The following is an 18,923-nucleotide window of genomic DNA, read 5'->3' on the forward strand; positions in this document are numbered from 1 at the left end:
ATCAGCGCGTTTTCCGGCAACACTGGAAAACAGGCTGATCGTTAAACCAAGGTACCCCCATGCGTCTGTTCCACACCTCCGACTGGCACCTCGGCCAGAACCTTCATGGTCAGGAGCGAGATTTCGAACACGCCAGCTTTCTGACCTGGCTGCTGGCCCGTCTGGCCGAGCGCAAACCGGATGTTCTGCTGATCGCCGGCGACATCTTTGACACGGTCAATCCGCCGGTCAAATCCCAGGAGCGCCTGTACGATTTCATCGTCAGCGCCCACGAGCAGAACCCGCAGCTGACCATCGTCATGATCGCCGGCAACCACGATTCCGGCTCGCGCATCGAACTGCCCGCGCCGCTGATGCGACGCCTGCGCACCCACGCCCTGGGCCGGGTGCTCTGGCTCGACGATGGCGTGCTCGACGTCGATCGCCTGTTGCTGCCACTGAGCAATGCCAAGGGCAAAGTCGTCGGCTGGTGCCTGGCGCTGCCTTTCCTGCGCCCCGCCGAAGTGACCGGCGCCGCGTTGGGCGATAACTATCTGCGCGGCATCGGGCAGGTCCACGAAATGCTCATCGCCGCCGCAAACCAGCGGCGCAAGAAAGGCCAGGCGCTGATCGCTATCAGCCACGCGCACATGGCCGGCGGCTCGGTGTCGGAAGACTCCGAACGCAGCCTGATCATCGGCAACGCCGAAGCCCTGCCCGCCAGCCTGTTCGGCGAGAGCATCACCTACGTGGCCCTGGGTCATCTGCACAAACCCCAGCGAATCAATGGCGAAGACCGCATTCGCTACTGCGGCTCGCCGATTCCCCTGTCGTTTTCGGAAATCGGCTACCAGCACCAGATCCTCGAAATCGAGTGCGACGGCGACACACTGGTCAGCGTCAAACCGCTGCTGATCCCCCGCGCCGTGAACCTGCAACGGGTCGGCCCGGCAAGCTTGGCCGAGCTGTTGCTGCAACTGCGGGATCTCCCGGACATCGACCTGCTGGCCGACGTCGACCGTCAACCGTGGCTCGAAGTCCGCGTACGCCTGGACGAGCCGCAGCCGGATCTGCGCAACCAGATTGAGGCCGCGCTGGAAGGCAAGGCCGTGCGACTGGTGCGCATCGCCGCCGAATACGCCGGCAAGGGCGGTCGCGATGAAGACGCCAATCAAGACTTGATCGAGCTGGACCAACTGAGCCCGCAGGAACTGTTCAGCCGTGCGTGGCAGGACAGTTACGGCAGCGAGGTCGACGAACAGACGCTGCAGGACTTTGCGACCCTGCTTCAGGACGTGCAGCTGGAGAACGAGCAGCCATGAAGATCCTCGCCATTCGCCTGAAAAACCTAGCCTCGCTGGCTGGCCCGTTTGAGCTGGATTTCACCGCCGAGCCCCTCGCCAGCGCCGGCCTGTTCGCCATCACCGGCCCCACCGGCGCGGGCAAGAGCACGCTGCTGGATGCCCTGTGCCTGGCGCTGTTCGGCGCGATTCCCCGGCTGAACAACATCGGCCAATCCCGCGTGCCGGAGATCGACGGGGATATCAGCACCAACGATCCGCGCAACCTGCTGCGTCGCGGCACCGGCAGCGGTTACGCCGAGGTGGATTTCGTCGGCATCGACAAGCGCCGGTATCGCGCGCGCTGGGAAGCCAACCGCGCCCGCGACAACGCCACGAAAAAACTCCAGGCCAGCCGCCAAACACTGATCGACCTGGACAGCGAGCAGATTCTCAGCACGCAGAACAAGACCGAGTACAAGACCCTGCTCGAAGCGCGACTGGGGCTGAACTTCGAGCAGTTCACCCGGGCGGTGATGCTGGCGCAAAGCGAGTTCAGCGCCTTCCTCAAGGCCGACGACAAAGACCGCAGCGAACTGCTGGAGAAGCTCACCGACACGGCAATCTACAGCCAGTTGGGCCGCCGCGCCTACAGCAAAAGCAAGGAAGCCGAAGAAGCGCTGAAAACCCTTCAGGCCCAGGCCGGCACGCTGACGCCGATGGAGCCTGAGCAGCGCGCCGAGCTTGAGCAGCGCTTCAACGACGCTCAGCAGCAACTGAAACTGCAACAGGCGCACCTGCGCCAGCTGGAGCTCAAGCAGCAGTGGTTCAAGGAATTGAATCGCCTGCGCGACAGCCATCAGGCGGCCAACGAACAGCTCGCCAGCGCCCAGCAGACGTGGGACGCGCACAGTGTCGATCGTCAGCAGCTCGCGCTATTGGAGCGTCTGGCGCCGCAGCGGCATCTGTTCGGTCAGCGGTCCAGGCTTCAAGCTCAGCTCGCGCCGCTCACCGCCGCGATTCAGGCCCATCAGCTCCAGCAAACCGGGCTCGATGGGCGCATCGCCGACCTGGACAGCAAACGCATCAGCGCCGACGGCGCGTTGCAGCAAGCGCAGGAACAACTGCTCAATGCGCGGCCTGTCCTGAGTGAAGCGTTCGAGCAGCAGGCGCAGCTCAACCATCTGAATCAGGAACTGCAACAACTCGGCGAGCAAACGCGTGCCGCGCAGCAGGCCAGCAACGAAGGTCAGTCGACCCTCGATCACCTGGCCGAGCAGCAGCGCCAGGTCGAAGGACGTTTGCAGTCGATCGCCGATCAACTTGAGCAGAGCGCGTCGCTGACCACGCTGAGTCAGTCGTGGAGCGCCTACCGGCCGCGTCTTCAGCAAACCGTGCAGCTCAGCGCGCGCCTGATTCAGGGACGTGCCGAGCTGCCGCAGCTGGAGAAAAACGCCACCCTCGCCGAGCAGACGCTAAGCGAGCGCCGCAGCGCGTTGCAGGCGCTGTACGACGACGCCGAGGTTAAGGCCGACGCGGTCAGCCACGAGATCGAACGGCTGGGACAACTGCTCCAGCACAACCGCCAGCAGCACGGCGCCAGCGACTCACTTGAACGTCTGTGGCAGCGGCATCAGGACGTCGCTGGCCGCCTGCTCGACGTGCAAACCCGCCAGCAGCAGGCCACCGAGCGTCGCGCCCAAAGCATCGCTCAGGGCCTGAAACTCAAGGCCGAGCACGAAGCCGCCGAGCAGGCGCTGAAGGTCACCGTTGAACTGCTGCAACGCCAGCGCCTGGCCCGCAGCGCCAGTGTCGAGCAACTGCGCGAGCAATTGGTCGATCAGCAACCGTGCCCGGTGTGCGGCAGCGAAGAACATCCCTATCACCAGTCCGCCGCGCTGCTTGAAGCGCTGTCGGGGCACGACGACGGCGAAGAAGCACGCGCCCGGCAAACCGTCGGGCAGCTCAGTGAAAAGCTCGCCGAGCTGCGCGCCGAAGTCGCCGAGCTCAATAACCAGCTCAAGCAGTCCAAACCGCAGCAGGACCAACTGGCCGAACAGCTGGAAAGACTGGCGCCTGAACTGGAAGCTCACCCGGTCTATCCGCGTTTGCTGGAGCAACCCGAGCACCTGCGCGGCGACTGGCTGAGCGAACGCCTGCATCAGCTGGCCCAGGACATTCACAGCGCCGAACAGCGCCAGACCCGTTTGCTGAAAGTGCAGCGGGACGCCGAGTCCCTGCAACAGCAGGTGCTCGATGCGCGCGAGGCCAGTCAGCAGGCGATGAAGCTGCTCGACGATCAGCAACGCCATATCGCCCTCGACAATCAGGGCTTCGAAGCGGCGCTGCAGGAGTTTGAGCCGCTGCTGCCTGCCGAAAGCCTGAGCCAGTGGCGCGAGTCGGCGACCCAGAGCTTCATGCAGCTGGACAACGACATTGCCGCCCGCGTCGAGCAACTGGATCAGCAGAAGACCGAGCAGCAGGAGCACAGCGAGCGCGCGCAAAAACTCGAGCGCGAGCAGGTTGCCCAGCAAAGTCGCGCGGCAGAACATCAAAAGTTGAGGGCTCAACTCGATGCCGGTCAGCAGCAACACCAGACGGTGCAACAGCAACTGGCGCAGACCCTCGGCGACCACGCGTCACCCGAGCGCTGGCAGCACGCCCTTGAGCAGGCGGTCGAGCAGGCGCGGGAGGCGCAAAACGCCATCGCCCATGAACTGCAAGCGGCGCGCAGCGAACTGATCAAGCTCACCGCAGAGCTGGAGGGTGAGCAACAGCGCTTGCACGCCCTTGAACAGGAGCTGGGAGAACTCGAGCGGCAGATCGCCGAGTGGCGCAGCAGCCACAGCGAGCTCGACGATGCCGCGCTTGAGGTGTTGCTGGGGATGAGCGACGACAGCGTTGGCGAGTTGCGTCAGCAATTGCTGTCCAGCGAAAAAGCCCTGGAGCAAGCCAGAGTTCTGGTGGCAGAGCGCGCGGCGCAGTTGCAGCAGCATCAGGCCCGGCACAGCGACAGTGGCGACGCCGAGCAGTTACTGGCCGCGTTGACCGAAGCGCAGGCGCAATCGGTGGTTCAAGATCAACTGTGCGCCGACCTGCGCGCCCAGGTCAGCGAAGACAACCGCCGTCGCGACGCCAGCAGCGAGCTGCAACAGCGCATTGCCCACGCACACGCTGAATATCTGCGCTGGGCCCGGCTCAACGCGCTGATCGGCTCCGCCACCGGCGATACGTTCCGCAAGATCGCCCAGGCCTACAACCTGGATCTGCTGGTGCACCACGCCAACGCGCAGCTCAAGCAGCTGGTGCGTCGCTATCGCCTGAAACGCGGCGGCAGCATGCTCGGCCTGCTGGTCATGGACACCGAAATGGGCGACGAACTGCGCTCGGTTCACTCGCTCTCGGGCGGTGAAACCTTCCTGGTATCCCTCGCCCTGGCGCTGGGCCTGGCGTCCATGGCTTCAAGCACGCTGAAGATTGAATCGCTGTTCATCGACGAAGGCTTCGGCAGCCTTGACCCCGAATCCCTGCAACTGGCCATGGACGCCCTCGACGGGCTGCAGGCCCAGGGCCGCAAGGTCGGGGTGATCTCCCACGTGCAGGAAATGCACGAGCGCATCCCCGTGCAGATTCAGGTGCGGCGTCAGGGCAATGGCCTGAGCACCGTCGAGGTCAGCAGCGGCTAATCCGTTTTTTCACGACGCACGGAAGCGCCCGATGGCGTTTCTGTGCAACCCTGTATCCCTTGCGCGACAGTCGCGCCAAACTCGAAAGAAGGTAAAACCACGTGGCAAACTCAAAAGTATTTTTCGACATCACTGCCAACGACGAGCCAATGGGCCGCATCGTCATGGAGCTGCACAACGACGTCGTTCCGAAAACCGCTGAAAACTTTCGCGCGCTGTGCACCGGCGAAAAAGGCGACGGCCTGAGCTACAAGGGTTCGTCCTTCCACCGCGTGATCCAGAACTTCATGCTGCAGGGCGGTGATTTCACCAACCACAACGGCACCGGTGGCAAGTCGATCTACGGCAACAAGTTCGAAGACGAAAACTTCACCCTCAAGCACACCGCCCCAGGTGACCTGTCGATGGCCAACGCTGGCCCGAACACCAACGGCAGCCAGTTCTTCATCACCACCATCGTCACCGAATGGCTGGACGGCAAACACGTCGTCTTCGGCAAAGTCATCGAAGGCATGGACGTGGTCAAGGCCATCGAAGCGCTGGGTTCGCAATCCGGCCGCACCAGCAAGAAAGTCGTCATCGCCGATTGCGGCGAACTGACCGAGGCTTGAGCATGACGTCGGCGCCTCACGCTGAATCGACGGTGCCGACGCTCTACTCGTTCCGCCGCTGCCCCTACGCCATGCGCGCTCGCATGGCGCTGGGGTATTGCGGCGTACCGGTGCACACCGTGGAAGTCAGCCTCAAGGCCAAACCGGCTGAAATGCTCGAACGCTCACCCAAAGGCACCGTGCCGGTTCTGGTGCTGCAAGACCGGGTGCTGGAGCAGAGTCTGGACATCATGCACTGGGCCTTGGCGCAGCATGACCCGGACGATTGGTCCCTCGCACGCAACGTCGAAGGTCAGCAACAGATCGCCGCGCTGATCGCGGAAAACGACAGCCGCTTCAAACAGGATCTGGATCACTACAAATACGCCGTGCGTTATCCCGAATTCACGCAGGAAGAATACCGCCAGCGGGGTGAGAGGTTTCTGCGCAGGCTGAACGAATTACTGACGTCACGGGACTTTCTGATCGCCGATCGACTGACCCTGGCCGACATCGCCATAGCGCCGTTCATACGGCAATTTTGCGCGGTGGATGCGGACTGGTTCTGGCAAAGCCCCTACCCCCACCTGCAACGCTGGTTACAGCGCTTCCTCGCCTCGGACCTGTTCATCAATGCGATGGCCAAGCGCTGATTGCAGCGCGTTGCTAAATAGCCCCACCACTTCGCTACACCACGTCCAACTGAAAGATCGGCGAAATCATCTCGCTGTGCCGTGGCGGCGGATTACCCGCATTGAGCTTCTGCGAGCGCTGCATCTCGACCGCTTCCGCGACCTCGGTCTTGAACTCCATGCTGCGCGCCACACCGCCCACCGACCCTTCGCCATGGCCGAGCAATGAGCAGCCGTTGTTGATCAGTGCGAAGAACACAATCACCCAGAAGTTCGCGCCTTTCACGACGCACGCCCCTGGGACTGAACAGCCGCACGATCGAATTCAACGGACGCTGTTTGCGTCGATATTGGCGACGCAGCATTGAGTTGTGGATTCGTGCTGATGACGGTAACCACTGCGATGAAAACCACATACAACGCTATGGCGGTATATGCGCCGTGTTTAATTGAATTGAGGATGGCAGTGGCCATGATTGAAGCTCCGGGACGTGTCTGTTTCAGGCGCCCAGAATGCTTGAAGTTGTGCGGGTTAAAAAACGATGGCTGGCGATTCAAAAGATCGATGGGGTTGATTATTTGGGAAATTAATCAGGCTGATAGACCAACGCATTGGTCCTATTTACATCAATCCAAGTGGGAGTGAGCTTGCTCGCGAATAGGCTGGGACATCCGCCAAATCTCCAGAGGCTGAGATGCAGTCTTCGCGAGCAAGCTCGCTCCCACATGATCGGTGTCTGCTGTCGGGAACCGGGCGTCGCCCCCTTGAATTCAACCCACAAAAAAATCCCCATCGCTTATCCAGCTGACGGGGATCAAAGGGGAGGAATTCAACGCTTTCGCGAACAAGCTCGCCGGCACTTGATGCATGGCCTGACACGCAATGGTCAGTGGGTCGCATCAACCTGTAGAAGACGAAGTTGCTCGCGAAAGCGTTTTCCGATTATCAAAAAGTTGCAGCACATCAGGTTCTTACAAATCCATTCCCCGGCAACGATACGTTCGTTAACGGGGAATGGATTCACTTCGAATTTCTATTCATTGTTGAATCTTGTGATCCAGAGCGGCGTAGAAGTTGGCGCTTTGTTGCAGGTACTTCGGGGTGTAACTCTGGGTCGAGCTGACTTTTTTGTCGGTCGCTTCGACACTGGCACTGGCAGGCAATGCAACGGTAGCGGAGATGGCGGACGCGGCAATGATGGAGAAGATATTGAAGTTCATGGTGGGTACCTCGCTGTGGTGTGTCGTTTCAAGTCTTGACCGTCGTGGCCGTGGAATGAAAGTTACGCCCGAGGATGTTCTGGAAAAAATTTTTTCTGGCACTAGCCCTTATCACCTGAATTGATACAGGCCCAGAGCCCTTGAAAATCAAGGGATGGGCCTGCGTCAAAGCGTCACGGGGTGTCAGTGTGCGGTGAGGAAATGGAAGTCGGACGGCGAATCGAAGTCGAATTTCTGCACGGTGTCGCCCAGCAGACCGGTTTTCGGGTCGACGCGGACGGTCACGATCTGGTTGCTTTTCTGGTTGGCGATCAGCACGAAGTGGCCGCTAGGGTCGAAGGCGAATTCGCGAGGTTCCTTACCTTCCACGGTGCGACGCTGGACTTCCTTGAGCTGGCCGTTCGCGGCATCGATGCTGAACACCAGCAGCTCGTTCACTTCGCCACGGTTGGCAACGTAGAGGAACTTGCCATCCGGCGAAGGGTGCAGGCCACCCGCGGCACGGTTTTGCTGACCTTCCTTGTTGGCGAGGTCAACCAGTTGGGTCTGCTTGAACACGCCGTCGTGATAATCAAACACCGCGACCTGGGCGCTCATTTCCATCGTCAGCCAGGCGTGCTTGCCGTCTTTGCTGAAGGTCAGGTGGCGCGGACCGCTGCCCGGTGGCAGGTCGACTGAAGGCACTTTCGCCGGCTTCAGCGGCTGAGGCTGTTTGGCGTCGTAGTTGAAGACAAACATCTTGTCAGCGCCCAGGTCCATGGCGATCAGGTACTTGCCGTCGGGCGTGGGTACCGCCGCGTGAACGTGGGACGAAGCCTGACGCTCCGGATTGACCTTGCTCGCTTCGTGGGTCGTGGTCTGCACCACAGGCGCCAGTTTGCCGTCCTTGCCGACCGGCACCACCGCCAGCACGCCACCCGGTTGCGGGTGGACGGCGTAGTTGGCGACGAAGAGGAAACGCCCGTCCAGGCTCAGGCTGGAATGGGTCGGCTCTTCGCCCTTGGTTTCGATCTGATTGAGGAACGACACCGCGTGGGTCTTGGGGTCGATAGCGTAGCTGCTGACCTTGCCGACGACGTCTTTCTGGCCCGGGCCGTTCTCGTTGACCGCGAACATATGACGCTGGTCTTTGGAGAGCGTCAGCCAGGACGGGTTGTCGCTCTTGATCACCTGATGCGGTTTGGCGTCGAGCTGGCCGGTCTGGGTGTTGAAGCCGAAGCGGTAAATGCCTTCGCTGGCGCCGGCGGTATAGGAACCGACCAGTACGTCGTAATCAGTCATGGGTTTGGCCTGAACGGAGAGCGCGGAAAGGCTGCTGGCGAGCGCTAACCACGGCAGAAGTCTGGGAGTCATTGGGCTGTTCTCTTTTTGGAGTTGTTGGCGCGCCGTGCACGCAGATGGTCACCGGCTATGACAGCGTATTGCGTAGAGTAGTTGCCGAGTGGGTGCTGTGAAACTGCGGGGACATGGCGCTTGGCGGGGCTGGATTGATTTATGGTTGGGCGTCGCGCGCCCGGGGACAGATTGATTTACGGTGAAGCGTTGTAAATAAATCAGTCCCCTCGATATTCACTGCAGTCCAATAGTGCGCGGTTATTCCTGCTCGCCCTCTTCATCGTCATCCTCGTCACTCGCCGCAATCCCTTGCAGCACGACAATGCGGTGGTCGGCGTTGCCGTTGTTGATGACCCAGCTTTGCAATGCGGTATCGAACTCGGCGGCGTCGATCTGCGCCAGGGAGAAGCGCCAGACCTTGCGCTCGCGGCCGTCCATGCTTTCGATCTGGAGCATTTCATCGAGGGTGAATTCGAAAGCGTGCAGGCCGTCGATTTCGATCATGCTCTGGGCGGTCAGCGCGGTCTGGAGTTCAGTGCGCAGGGATTGCGGTGTGGTGGTCATGGCAGTGGTTCGCATCAGTGAAAGCGCGAATGATAGGTGAAAAGACGCCGAAGCGCTGGCCTCGGCGTCTGACGACCGCAGGTTCAGTCCTGAACCGCTTCCTTCACGTAGTAGCGCGACGGGATGCCCCAGACAATCAGCGCGATGGCCAGCACGCTGACGGCGAATAACGCGAACAGCGCCGGGGTCGCCGTGCCGGTGAGGTCCTTGATGCGGCCGACCATGAACGGCGCGATGATCCCGCCCAGTTGCCCGAGGGAGTTGATCAGCGCGATGCCCGCAGCGGCAGCGATACCGGTGAGGAAGCGCGGCGGGATGGTCCAGAAGATCGGCATCCAGGCGATGATGCCAGTCATGATCATGGTCATGCCGATCATCAACGGCACCAGTTGCCCGGGAAACAACGCACAGACCAGATAGCCCGCAGCAGTCAGCGTCGCGCAGCCCGCCATGTGCCAGCGGCGCTCGCCGTGGCGGTCGGAGCTGGCGCCGATCAGCAGGTTGCCGATCACCGCGCCCACGTACGGAATCACTGTCAGCAGACCAATATTCAGGGTGTCGGTCACGCCAGCGGTTTTGATCAGCTGCGGCATCCAGAACAACAGCCCGGTCAGCGCCATGACCAGGCACAGGTAAATGCCTGACATGACGTAGGTGGTCGGGTGTTTCCAGATGTCTTTGACGGTCTGCTTGACGACGGGCTGGGCCTCTTTCGCCATGCGCGCCAGCACCACCTGTTTCTCCTGATCACTGAGCCAGGTGGCGTCTTCGATGCGGTCCTTGACCAGCCAGAACACCACGGCGCCGAGCAGGATGGACGGGATGCCTTCGATCAGGAACAGCCAGCGCCAGCCGGCCAGGCCCATGACACCGTCGAAGTGACCGAGGATCAGCCCGGCAATCGGACCGCCGACGATCCCGCACAGGCAGATGGAGCTTTTGAAGTAGGAGTTCACCCGCGCCCGACGTGAGCCCGGATACCACTGGGTGAAGAAATACAGGACGCCGGGGACGAAGCCGGCCTCCATCACGCCGATCAGAAAGCGCAGCGTGTAGAACCAGAATTCGGTCTGCACGAACATCATGCAGGCCGACGCGATGCCCCACGAGACCATGATCCGTGCGATCCAGATCCGTGCGCCGATCTTGTGCAGCAGCACGTTGCTCGGCACTTCGAACAAAAAGTACCCGACGAAGAACAGGCTCGCGCCCAGGCCGTAGACGGTTTCGCTGAAACCCAGGTCGCTGGCCATCTGCAGCTTGGCGAAGCTGATGTTGACGCGGTCGAGATAGGCAAACAGGAAACAGGCGATGAACAACGGCACGATTCGCCAGCTCACCTTGCGGTAGATGCTGTCCTCGAGGGCGTCGGCATCAAGGCGTTCCAGCGGGATGGCAGTGGCGGTCATGGGTCGCACCTCGTTTTGTTTTTATGGGTGTCGTATCGAGCGCAGCAGCCAGCCACTGTAGGAGTGAGCTTGCTCGCGATAGCGAAATTCCGGTCACCCCTTTCAGCGACTGGATCACCGCTTCGCGAGCAAGCTCACTCCTACAGGATTTCTGCAACGCGGCGAATCACCACGCATGCAGTCCTGGCCATTCAAGCGTTCCGCAAGAGCGGGACATCAAAGCTGCTTGATGCCACCCGGCTGGAAAACCGCCTCGGCCGGCGCAATGCCGTTGATCAACGGCGCGCCAAACTCATGCTGGCTGATCTCGAACTTGTCCCCCGGCTGCGTCTTGATGCCATCGGCAAACGACAGCGTCGCGGTGCCGAAGAAATGCACATGCACATCCCCCGGCCGCAGGAACTGGGCGTATTTGAAGTGGTGGTATTCGAGGTTTTCCAGGCTGTGGCACATGTTGGCCTCGCCGCTCAAGAACTCCTTCTCCCACAGCACTTGCCCGTCGCGATGGATGCGGCTGGTGCCCGCCAGGTTCTGCGGCAGATCGCCGACCCGCAGCTCCGGGCCGAAGGAGCAGGCGCGCAGCTTGGAATGGGCCAGGTACAGGTAGTTCTTGCGCTCCATGATGTGATCGGAGAATTCATTGCCGATGGCGAAACCCAGGCGGTAAGGCTTGCCGTCGTGACCGATCACGTACAGGCCGCTCAGCTCGGGCTCTTCGCCGGCGTCTTCGGAGAAGGGGGGCTGCGGGAACGACTCGCCCGGACGGATGACGATGCTGCCGTCGCCCTTGTAGAACCACTCCGGCTGCACGCCTGGCTGACCGGCTGCTGGCTTGCCGCCTTCCAGGCCCCATTTGAAGATGCGCATGGTGTCGGTCATGCCCGCTTCGTCATTGCCCTGCTGGTGCATTTTGTCCCGCGCCGACGCGCTGCCCAGATGGGTGAGCCCGGTGCCGCTGACCAGCAAGTGCGCCGGATCAGGGTGATCCAGCGGCGGCAGGATCATCAGATCGGCACGCAGCTGCGAGTAATCGTGGTTATCCCCCAGGCCCAGGCTGTCAACCTGCTCGGCGAGGGAGATCTTCTTGTCGGTGGCCGCCAGGGCCAGATCACGGGTGCTGGTGGCGCCCTGGATTTCGCGCACCAGCGGACCGTCCACCAGACCGACGCGACGCTGGCCGTTGCCCAGTTCGAACTGTACTAAATGCATGGGGTTCTCCTGTTTGGGGTCTACACGGCCGCCCCACAGAGCGGCCTGAGGTTAACGAGAGCCGCGCGCGCTGGCGGCAAATTTCGATTCGGGCAAGGCGTGCTTGCGTTCCAGAACACGGTAGACCACGCCGGTCAGAATCAGGCCGCAGATCATCACGCCCGAGAGGAAGTACAAGCCGCTGGCCAGGTTGCCGGTCAGTTCTTTCAGCCAGCCGATGACGAAGGGGCCGATGTAGCCGCCCAGATTGCCCACCGAGTTGATCAGCGCAATGCCCGCCGCGGCACTGGCGCCGGCGAAGAAACGACCGGGCAGTGTCCAGAACACTGCCGTGCAGGAAAACAGCGAGAACGCCACCAGCGACAGCGCCGCCAGTTGCAACACCGGCACGGTCAGGTACGCGCTGAGAAACAGACCGATGGCGCCGATCACATACAGCACCGCCAGATGACCATAGCGGTCATTGAGCCGATCGGAACTGCGCGGGACGATCAACAGGCCGACGATGCCAAAGATGTACGGCACCGCAGAAATGAAGCCCGTGGTCAGGTCACTGCCGCCAAACTGTTTGATCAGCGTCGGCAGCCACAGGCCGAGGCCATAAATGCTCAGCGTGACGGGGAGATAAAACAGCGCCAGCAGCAGAACGCGTTTGTCTTTGAGCGCATGCAAGGGGTTGCCGTGGCGGGTCTGGCCGTATTCTTCCAGGTCTTTTTTCAGCTCGCCGGCGAGCCATTGTTTCTCGACCGGATCCATCCACTTCACGTCCTTCGGGCCATCAGGCAACCAGCGCAACACCGGCAAGGTGAGCAGAATCGCCGGCGCGCCGATGCACAGGAACAGCCACTGCCAGCCGTGCAGACCGGCCACGCCTTCCATGCCGAGCAAACCGCCGGAAATCGGGCCGGTGATCATCATCGCGATGGGTTGGGAAAGGATGAACAGGCCGAGGATCTTGCCGCGATGGCGGACCGGAAACCATTGGGTGATGTAGTACAGAACGCCGGGGAAGAAGCCCGCCTCGGCCGCGCCGAGCAGAAAGCGCATGACATAGAAGCTGGTCGGGCCCTGGACGAAGGCCATGCCCATGGTGATCGCGCCCCAGGTGAGCATGATCCGCGCGAACCAGCGCCGCGCGCCAAAGCGTTCGAGCATCAGGTTGCTGGGGATTTCCAGCAGGAAGTAGCCAATGAAGAACAGGCCGGCGCCCATGCCATAGGCCGCGTCACCGATGCCGACGTCCGCGCCCATGTGCAGCTTGGCGAAGCCGACGGCGGAGCGATCCACATAAGCGATCAGGTAGAGCAGGATCAGAAAGGGAATGAGTTTCAGGGTGATGCGACGAATAAGCCTGAGTTCCTGGCTCATGGATGCGGTCCTCATTGTTTTTGTTATGGAAGCCTGCGGGGATCGCCTCTGCCTTCGTGTGCGCATTGCTGCGGATGAAGCCGGCAGGGTCGTCGCTCGGTTGAGATCGACTATATAGTATTACTATTTAAGACTACAACTCTTCCACTCGCGACATTTTCGGCCTATTTTAGTCAGCACCTGCAGCCTTTAGTCTTACAAATAAAGCCTAACAATAAGAGTGCCGATTTATGTCTGATTCCGCCAAGAAACCCGTGCTGCGCTCCGCCCAGTGGTTCGGTACCGCCGACAAGAACGGCTTCATGTACCGCAGCTGGATGAAGAACCAGGGCATCGCCGACCATCAGTTCCAGGGCAAGCCGATCATCGGCATCTGCAACACCTGGTCCGAACTCACCCCCTGCAACGCCCACTTCCGCACCATCGCCGAACATGTCAAACGCGGCGTGATCGAAGCCGGTGGTTTCCCGGTTGAATTTCCGGTCTTCTCCAACGGCGAATCGAACCTGCGCCCGACCGCCATGCTGACCCGCAACCTGGCGAGCATGGACGTTGAAGAGGCCATTCGCGGCAATCCCATCGACGGCGTGGTGCTGCTGACCGGTTGCGACAAGACCACCCCTGCCCTGTTGATGGGCGCTGCCAGCTGTGACATCCCGGCCATCGTCGTCACCGGCGGGCCGATGCTCAACGGCAAGCACAAGGGCAAGGACATCGGCGCCGGCACCATCGTCTGGCAGATGCACGAATCCTATAAAGCCGGGCAGATCAGCCTCGACGAATTTCTCTCCGCCGAATCCGGCATGTCGCGCTCGGCCGGTACCTGCAACACCATGGGCACCGCTTCGACCATGGCGTGCATGGCCGAAGCGCTGGGTACGTCGCTGCCGCACAACGCGGCGATTCCTGCTGTCGATTCACGCCGTTACGTCCTGGCGCACATGTCCGGCATGCGGGCGGTGCAAATGGTCAACGAAGACCTGCGGCTGTCGAAAATCCTGACCCGCGAAGCCTTCGAAAACGCCATCCGCGTCAACGCAGCCATCGGCGGTTCGACCAACGCGGTAATCCACCTAAAAGCCATCGCCGGTCGCATCGGCGTGGACCTGGAACTGGACGACTGGACCCGCATTGGTCGCGGCACGCCGACGCTGGTGGACCTGCAGCCTTCCGGGCGCTTCCTGATGGAAGAGTTCTACTACGCTGGCGGCCTGCCTGCGGTGTTGCGTCGTCTCGGCGAGAACAACCTGATTCCCCACCCCGACGCCTTGACCGCCAACGGCAAGACGCTGTGGGAAAACGTGCAGAATTCGCCGATCTATGGCGACGACGAAGTGATCCGCGCCATCGACAATCCGCTGGTGGCCGATGGCGGTATCTGCGTGCTGCGCGGCAACCTTGCGCCGCTGGGTGCGGTGCTCAAACCGTCCGCTGCCACGCCTGCGCTGATGAAGCACCGGGGTCGCGCGGTGGTGTTCGAGAACTTCGACATGTACAAGGCGCGCATCAACGATCCGGATCTGGACGTGGATGCCAGCAGCATTCTGGTGATGAAGAACTGCGGGCCGAAGGGTTATCCGGGCATGGCCGAAGTCGGGAACATGGGTCTGCCGGCCAAGCTGCTGGCCCAGGGCGTAACCGACATGGTGCGGATTTCCGATGCGCGCATGAGCGGCACGGCGTATGGGACTGTGGTTTTGCACGTGGCGCCCGAAGCAGCAGCGGGTGGTCCGTTGGCGGTGGTGCAGGAGGGGGATTTCATCGAGCTGGATTGCGCAACCGGCCGCCTGCACCTGGACATCCCGGAAGCGGAACTGGCCGCGCGTCTGGCTGACTGGCAAGCACCGCCACAGCTGTTGATTGGCGGATACCGTCAGCTGTACATCGATCATGTGATGCAGGCGGATCAGGGTTGCGACTTCGACTTCCTGGTCGGCATGCGCGGCTCGGAAGTGCCACGACACTCTCATTGATTGAAAGCCATTGATTGAACGCGCCACGCCGCCGGACCTGCGGCAGCGACCGGGGTGGCGCTCCACCTTGCTCGCGAATACTGATTTTCCGCCACTAAAGATGCGGTGGCTGGACTGACGCTTTCGCGAGCAGGCTCGCTCCCACAGGATCTGCGTGAGTCGCGGGAATCCAGTTTGTTCAGCCGCAACCAATCCGGGTCATTTCGAGCGGCGCGTCTCTTTGTCCGCCAATGCTATGATGCGCCGCATTCACCGCTCAGGATTGCCCCGCGCCCCATGGATTACCGTAAGCCCTCCGACCGTAAAAGCATGCACTCGCGCATTGTCCAGGACATCGGCATGCAGATTGTCTCGGGCCGCTTCAAGCCCGATGACAAACTCCCCGCCGAAGCCCTGCTCTGCGAAGAATATGCCGTCAGTCGTCCTGTGCTGCGCGAAGCCACGCGGGTGTTGGTCGCCAAAGGGCTGGTGTATTCCCGGCCACGGGTGGGCACGGTGGTCAAGCCGCGCCGCGAATGGCACATCCTTGATCCGGACGTGCTGCACTGGCTGATGCAAAGCTCGCCGCAGAACGAGTTTTTCGCCCTGCTCACCAGCGTGCGCAGCATCATCGAACCGGCGGCCGCCGCCCTCGCCGCGCAACACGCCACCCCCGAAGACATCACCGCCATCGGCGAGGCCTACGAGCGCATGGCCGCCGCGCCGACCGTTGAAGACGTGCTGCAACCGGACCTCGATTTCCACAGCCGCATCGCCGACGCCACCCACAACGACTTGCTCGCGCACTTGTGCAACATGCTCTCGCTGGCCTTGCGCGAGGCGTTGAAGCATTCCAACAAACGCCCGAACCTGCACGAGCTGGCATTGCCCCGCCATCGTGCGATCCTCACCGCCATCGAAAATCGCGATGCGCTGGGCGCCCATCACGCCACGCTGGTGCAACTGGACGATGCGCGCAACGCGCTGAATGTGGTGCTGGGGCAAGGCGTGAAGTTGTAGCTCTACGAAGGCGACGCGCGCAATCCGTAGGACCGGCTTTAGCCGGGAAGCCTTTGATCCGCTGTTGACCTCAGCAAATCGCCCTGGATATCAGGGCAGATAAATGCTGAACAGCCCGCCGCCCAGCTCGCCGCCGTTGGCGATTTCGATGTGGCCATGGACGCCTTTGCGCTGATGCTGTCTGGCGATGTTCGCCGCGAAATACAAGCCCAACCCGGTGCTCCCGCTGTTCTGGTTGATGCCCAGCACGTAATCGGTCTGTTCCTCGATCATGCGCAGCGGAAACCCCGGTCCGTCGTCGTTGATGCTGATCACCAGTTGCTCGCCGACCTGCCCTGCCGTAATCAACACTTCACTGCGCGCAAAGCGAATGGCGTTGATGACCACGTTGGACACCACTGAACCGACCAGCTCGCGATCAAAGAAGCCCGGCAGACCGAAGTCGTTTACCGCATAGCGCGCCGTGATGCCACGACTGACGAGCACTTCCTGATGAAAGGCCAGCTGCGCTTCGATGAAGTCATCCAGCTCGTGATAATCGGGGCGCATCGGCAGCTGATTCACCCCCAGTTTGTAGAGCCCGAGCAGCTGCACCAGCATGCCATTGAGGTGGGCGAACTCGTAATCGATGACGCCTTGATCCGGCGTACCACGACAGGCCTCCGGAAGCTGCTTGACCCATTGGCCGTGGGCCTGGATCAACGACCCCAGCGCGTTCTTCATGTCGTGAACGGTGGACGCAATCACCATCGAGAAGTCGAGCCCGAGATCCTGATCTTTCATTCGCCGAAAGCCCTGAGTCGCAGTTTCTGGAAACGCTCGAAGCGCGGGTCGGTCTCCGGCATCTTGCCGACCATCTTGAGACTGCTCTGGCATTCCGCCAGGCTCGCCGCGTCGAGATTCTGAACGCCCATGTGCAGCAATGACTGCGCCATGTTCAGGGCGATACTGATGTTCTTCGGTTGCAGGGCCAGGCCCTGACGGAACAGGTCCTGCGCCTCGCCGAGCTTGCCGGCGCGGTAGCAGCGAATGCCCTGGATATTGAAATCGATGGCCGCTTTGCCGGCGCCGAGAATCTCGGGATCGTCGGTGTGCCTGGCGATATTGTGCATCACCACTGGATCGTCGCCGTAGATTTCTGCACAGCTTTTCAGAATGCCCGCGCCAGCGTCTTCCTGACCGAGCGCCTTGAGCTGCGACGCCACCGCCAGCGCCGCATCGGCGCTGAGAAACTGCTCCATGCCCTCAAGCCGTTCCATCGCCTGCTCGGTCAGTTTGGCGGCCATTTCCGGATCGGAGGATGCGACGCTGGTGGCCTTCATCAAACGCGCGCGCACTTGCAGGCCGGCGTCGTTGCCGTTTTCCTTGGCGACTTCGGTGAGGGTCTGGTTGATCTCGATGCGGGTGCGGGCATCCAGCCCGCGCTCGCCGCCACGGCTGATCAGTGCCTGAGCAAAACCGAGGTTGGTTTCCGGGTCCTTGAAGCGGGAGAACTGGCCTTGGGAAACGGCCTGACGGTAGGCCTTTGAAGCGCCATCGAAGTCCTCGTTTTCCAGCGCCAGCTTGCCCAGCAGACGCTGACGGCGCACCGCATACGGCGATAACCGCACCGCCTCCTCCAGCATCTTCTGCGCACGCTTGTTGTCGCCGCTGGCCACCAACACGTCGGCCAGCCCGTCGTACAGCACCGGCATGGCATTGAAGGCGCGAATCGCTTCTTCGTACACGCCCTGCGCTTCAGCGTTGCGCCCGCGCTTGAACAGCAGCTTGCCCAGCGCCACATACGCCCAGGGTTGCGGGCGGTCGGCGAGGATCGACTTGAGAAAGGCCTCGAGCGGCTCGTGCTGATTGAGGTCACGCAGTGCATCGGCTTTGTAGCGCAGGCACAGCGGCGCAAAACGTGGGTCCTGCTTGGTCAGCGCAGCACAGGCCGTCAACACCTCGGTCGGATTGCCACGGTCAAGCGCTTGCAGGATCGGCTTGAGCAGGGTCTTGCGCTGGACGATCTTCTCCAGACGCTGAGCCAGGCTCGCACGGTTGAACGGCTTGGTCAGGTACGCATCCGGCTCCCACTCCAGCGCGCTCATCACCATCGCCTGGCTGTTCTCGGCAGTGACCATGACGAACACGCTTTCGTGGCTGATCAGTCGATCGGACATCAGGTCTTCGAGCACCTGCTGGCCGTTCTTCTTGCCGTCACCCAGATTGAAGTCGTGGAGGATGAAGTCGTAGCGCTTCTGCGCGCACATCTTCAGCGCCTCCTCGCCGGTGTCGGCAGTGTCCACCGCCTTGACGCCCAACTCGCGCAGCATCGAGCGGACCGAACTGCGGAAGTCGGAAAAATCGTCGACGATCAGAAAGGTTTTTTGGTTCCACGCCAGCATCGAGATTCCTGTCACCGGATAAATAGTCGGCCCTGAGGCACTTGCAAGGGCGGCGGTCTCGTTCCCGGTCTGGGCAGAGAGGGCCAATAAAGTTGCGGCATGACGCCACTTGTCCGAGTTATCGGCGGCAGCAGGACAAAGCTTAGGCACGCCATGCGGGAAAAAATCACGCCCTCGCGCCGTGTTGACGGGGCATCGATGCGTAAGGAGGCGTGGGTCAACGGGTAAAGTCCTTGAGTGTGCAGCCGATATCCAGTCATGCAACGCGTACCCAACCAGCCGCAACCCCATCCC

The 18,923-nt window shown here is 61.5% G+C and carries 16 protein-coding genes; 6 read left to right on the plus strand and 10 right to left on the minus strand.

Translation table 11 applies throughout. The annotated features are described in order from the left end of the window. Positions 1 to 59: 59 nt before the first annotated feature. The 4 genes from AC07VF_RS21475 (at position 60) to AC07VF_RS21490 (ending at position 6,188) form a co-directional block, all read left to right on the plus strand. A complete protein-coding gene (locus AC07VF_RS21475) occupies positions 60 to 1,301 on the plus strand; it encodes an exonuclease SbcCD subunit D C-terminal domain-containing protein (protein ID WP_495010015.1) in 1,242 nt (413 codons plus the stop codon). Next, entirely contained in the window at positions 1,298 to 4,945 is a 3,648-nt protein-coding gene (locus tag AC07VF_RS21480) for an AAA family ATPase (RefSeq protein ID WP_495010014.1), read from the plus strand. Before AC07VF_RS21475 ends, AC07VF_RS21480 begins: the two co-directional genes overlap by 4 nt. Positions 4,946 to 5,046: 101 nt before the next feature. After that, positions 5,047 to 5,556 (plus strand): peptidylprolyl isomerase, encoded by a 510-nt coding sequence (locus AC07VF_RS21485; protein WP_037013702.1) that lies wholly within the window; start codon positions 5,047 to 5,049, stop codon positions 5,554 to 5,556. Positions 5,557 to 5,588: 32 nt separating this feature from the next. After that, complete coding sequence (locus tag AC07VF_RS21490) at positions 5,589 to 6,188, plus strand: glutathione S-transferase (RefSeq protein WP_495010018.1); 600 nt, start codon at positions 5,589 to 5,591, stop codon at positions 6,186 to 6,188. A 34-nt stretch (positions 6,189 to 6,222) separates the two neighbouring features. Here the strand turns inward: AC07VF_RS21490 and AC07VF_RS21495 are convergent, their stop codons facing one another. From AC07VF_RS21495 to AC07VF_RS21530, 8 genes are all read right to left on the minus strand, one after another. After that, a complete protein-coding gene (locus tag AC07VF_RS21495; RefSeq protein ID WP_172611276.1) occupies positions 6,223 to 6,453 on the minus strand; it encodes a hypothetical protein in 231 nt (76 codons plus the stop codon). Further along, the gene (locus AC07VF_RS21500) at positions 6,450 to 6,641 is read right to left on the minus strand and encodes a hypothetical protein (protein WP_495010013.1); all 192 of its coding nucleotides are present in this window, start codon (positions 6,639 to 6,641) and stop codon (positions 6,450 to 6,452) included. Before AC07VF_RS21500 ends, AC07VF_RS21495 begins: the two co-directional genes overlap by 4 nt. 564 nt (positions 6,642 to 7,205) lie before the next feature. Beyond that, positions 7,206 to 7,388 (minus strand): hypothetical protein, encoded by a 183-nt coding sequence (locus tag AC07VF_RS21505; RefSeq protein ID WP_074890378.1) that lies wholly within the window; start codon positions 7,386 to 7,388, stop codon positions 7,206 to 7,208. Positions 7,389 to 7,571: 183 nt separating this feature from the next. After that, the gene (locus AC07VF_RS21510) at positions 7,572 to 8,741 is read right to left on the minus strand and encodes a lactonase family protein (RefSeq protein ID WP_495010012.1); all 1,170 of its coding nucleotides are present in this window, start codon (positions 8,739 to 8,741) and stop codon (positions 7,572 to 7,574) included. A 240-nt stretch (positions 8,742 to 8,981) separates the two neighbouring features. Further along, a complete protein-coding gene (locus tag AC07VF_RS21515; protein ID WP_495010011.1) occupies positions 8,982 to 9,287 on the minus strand; it encodes a DUF5629 family protein in 306 nt (101 codons plus the stop codon). Positions 9,288 to 9,370: 83 nt separating this feature from the next. Continuing rightward, positions 9,371 to 10,696: an MFS transporter gene (locus AC07VF_RS21520; protein ID WP_423572652.1), complete on the minus strand. Its 1,326-nt coding sequence runs from the start codon at positions 10,694 to 10,696 to the stop codon at positions 9,371 to 9,373. Positions 10,697 to 10,912: 216 nt separating this feature from the next. Further along, positions 10,913 to 11,905, minus strand: a complete 993-nt coding sequence (araD1, locus tag AC07VF_RS21525; protein ID WP_495010010.1) for an AraD1 family protein — start codon at positions 11,903 to 11,905, stop codon at positions 10,913 to 10,915. A 51-nt stretch (positions 11,906 to 11,956) separates the two neighbouring features. Continuing rightward, a complete protein-coding gene (locus tag AC07VF_RS21530) occupies positions 11,957 to 13,273 on the minus strand; it encodes an MFS transporter (protein ID WP_192171020.1) in 1,317 nt (438 codons plus the stop codon). A 230-nt stretch (positions 13,274 to 13,503) separates the two neighbouring features. Between AC07VF_RS21530 and AC07VF_RS21535 the strand changes: the two genes are divergently transcribed. Together AC07VF_RS21535 and AC07VF_RS21540 are read left to right on the plus strand one after the other, a co-directional pair. Next, positions 13,504 to 15,246, plus strand: coding sequence for an IlvD/Edd family dehydratase (locus AC07VF_RS21535; protein WP_346625420.1), 1,743 nt, complete (start codon positions 13,504 to 13,506; stop codon positions 15,244 to 15,246). A gap of 276 nt (positions 15,247 to 15,522) precedes the next feature. Then, positions 15,523 to 16,245, plus strand: coding sequence for a FadR/GntR family transcriptional regulator (locus AC07VF_RS21540; RefSeq protein ID WP_133773389.1), 723 nt, complete (start codon positions 15,523 to 15,525; stop codon positions 16,243 to 16,245). Positions 16,246 to 16,335: 90 nt separating this feature from the next. Here AC07VF_RS21540 and AC07VF_RS21545 read toward each other — a convergent pair whose 3' ends face one another. Next, a complete protein-coding gene (locus AC07VF_RS21545; protein ID WP_282372427.1) occupies positions 16,336 to 17,028 on the minus strand; it encodes a sensor histidine kinase in 693 nt (230 codons plus the stop codon). Further along, positions 17,025 to 18,629, minus strand: coding sequence for a response regulator (locus AC07VF_RS21550; protein ID WP_495010009.1), 1,605 nt, complete (start codon positions 18,627 to 18,629; stop codon positions 17,025 to 17,027). Before AC07VF_RS21550 ends, AC07VF_RS21545 begins: the two co-directional genes overlap by 4 nt. Positions 18,630 to 18,923: the final 294 nt, after the last annotated feature.

Source organism: Pseudomonas sp. GW821-FHT02H06 (assembly GCF_059421525.1).

What these genes read in the sequence shown, in the direction of transcription:
- AC07VF_RS21500 (WP_495010013.1), bottom strand. Translation starts at nt 6,641, where the DNA reads ATGGCCACTGCCATCCTCAATTCAATTAAACACGGCGCATATACCGCC.
- AC07VF_RS21520 (WP_423572652.1), bottom strand. Translation starts at nt 10,696, where the DNA reads ATGACCGCCACTGCCATCCCGCTGGAACGCCTTGATGCCGACGCCCTC.
- AC07VF_RS21480 (WP_495010014.1), top strand. Translation starts at nt 1,298, where the DNA reads ATGAAGATCCTCGCCATTCGCCTGAAAAACCTAGCCTCGCTGGCTGGC.
- AC07VF_RS21545 (WP_282372427.1), bottom strand. Translation starts at nt 17,028, where the DNA reads ATGAAAGATCAGGATCTCGGGCTCGACTTCTCGATGGTGATTGCGTCC.
- AC07VF_RS21530 (WP_192171020.1), bottom strand. Translation starts at nt 13,273, where the DNA reads ATGAGCCAGGAACTCAGGCTTATTCGTCGCATCACCCTGAAACTCATT.
- AC07VF_RS21515 (WP_495010011.1), bottom strand. Translation starts at nt 9,287, where the DNA reads ATGACCACCACACCGCAATCCCTGCGCACTGAACTCCAGACCGCGCTG.
- AC07VF_RS21475 (WP_495010015.1), top strand. Translation starts at nt 60, where the DNA reads ATGCGTCTGTTCCACACCTCCGACTGGCACCTCGGCCAGAACCTTCAT.
- AC07VF_RS21505 (WP_074890378.1), bottom strand. Translation starts at nt 7,388, where the DNA reads ATGAACTTCAATATCTTCTCCATCATTGCCGCGTCCGCCATCTCCGCT.
- AC07VF_RS21535 (WP_346625420.1), top strand. Translation starts at nt 13,504, where the DNA reads ATGTCTGATTCCGCCAAGAAACCCGTGCTGCGCTCCGCCCAGTGGTTC.
- araD1 (WP_495010010.1), bottom strand. Translation starts at nt 11,905, where the DNA reads ATGCATTTAGTACAGTTCGAACTGGGCAACGGCCAGCGTCGCGTCGGT.
- AC07VF_RS21550 (WP_495010009.1), bottom strand. Translation starts at nt 18,629, where the DNA reads ATGCTGGCGTGGAACCAAAAAACCTTTCTGATCGTCGACGATTTTTCC.
- AC07VF_RS21510 (WP_495010012.1), bottom strand. Translation starts at nt 8,741, where the DNA reads ATGACTCCCAGACTTCTGCCGTGGTTAGCGCTCGCCAGCAGCCTTTCC.
- AC07VF_RS21540 (WP_133773389.1), top strand. Translation starts at nt 15,523, where the DNA reads ATGGATTACCGTAAGCCCTCCGACCGTAAAAGCATGCACTCGCGCATT.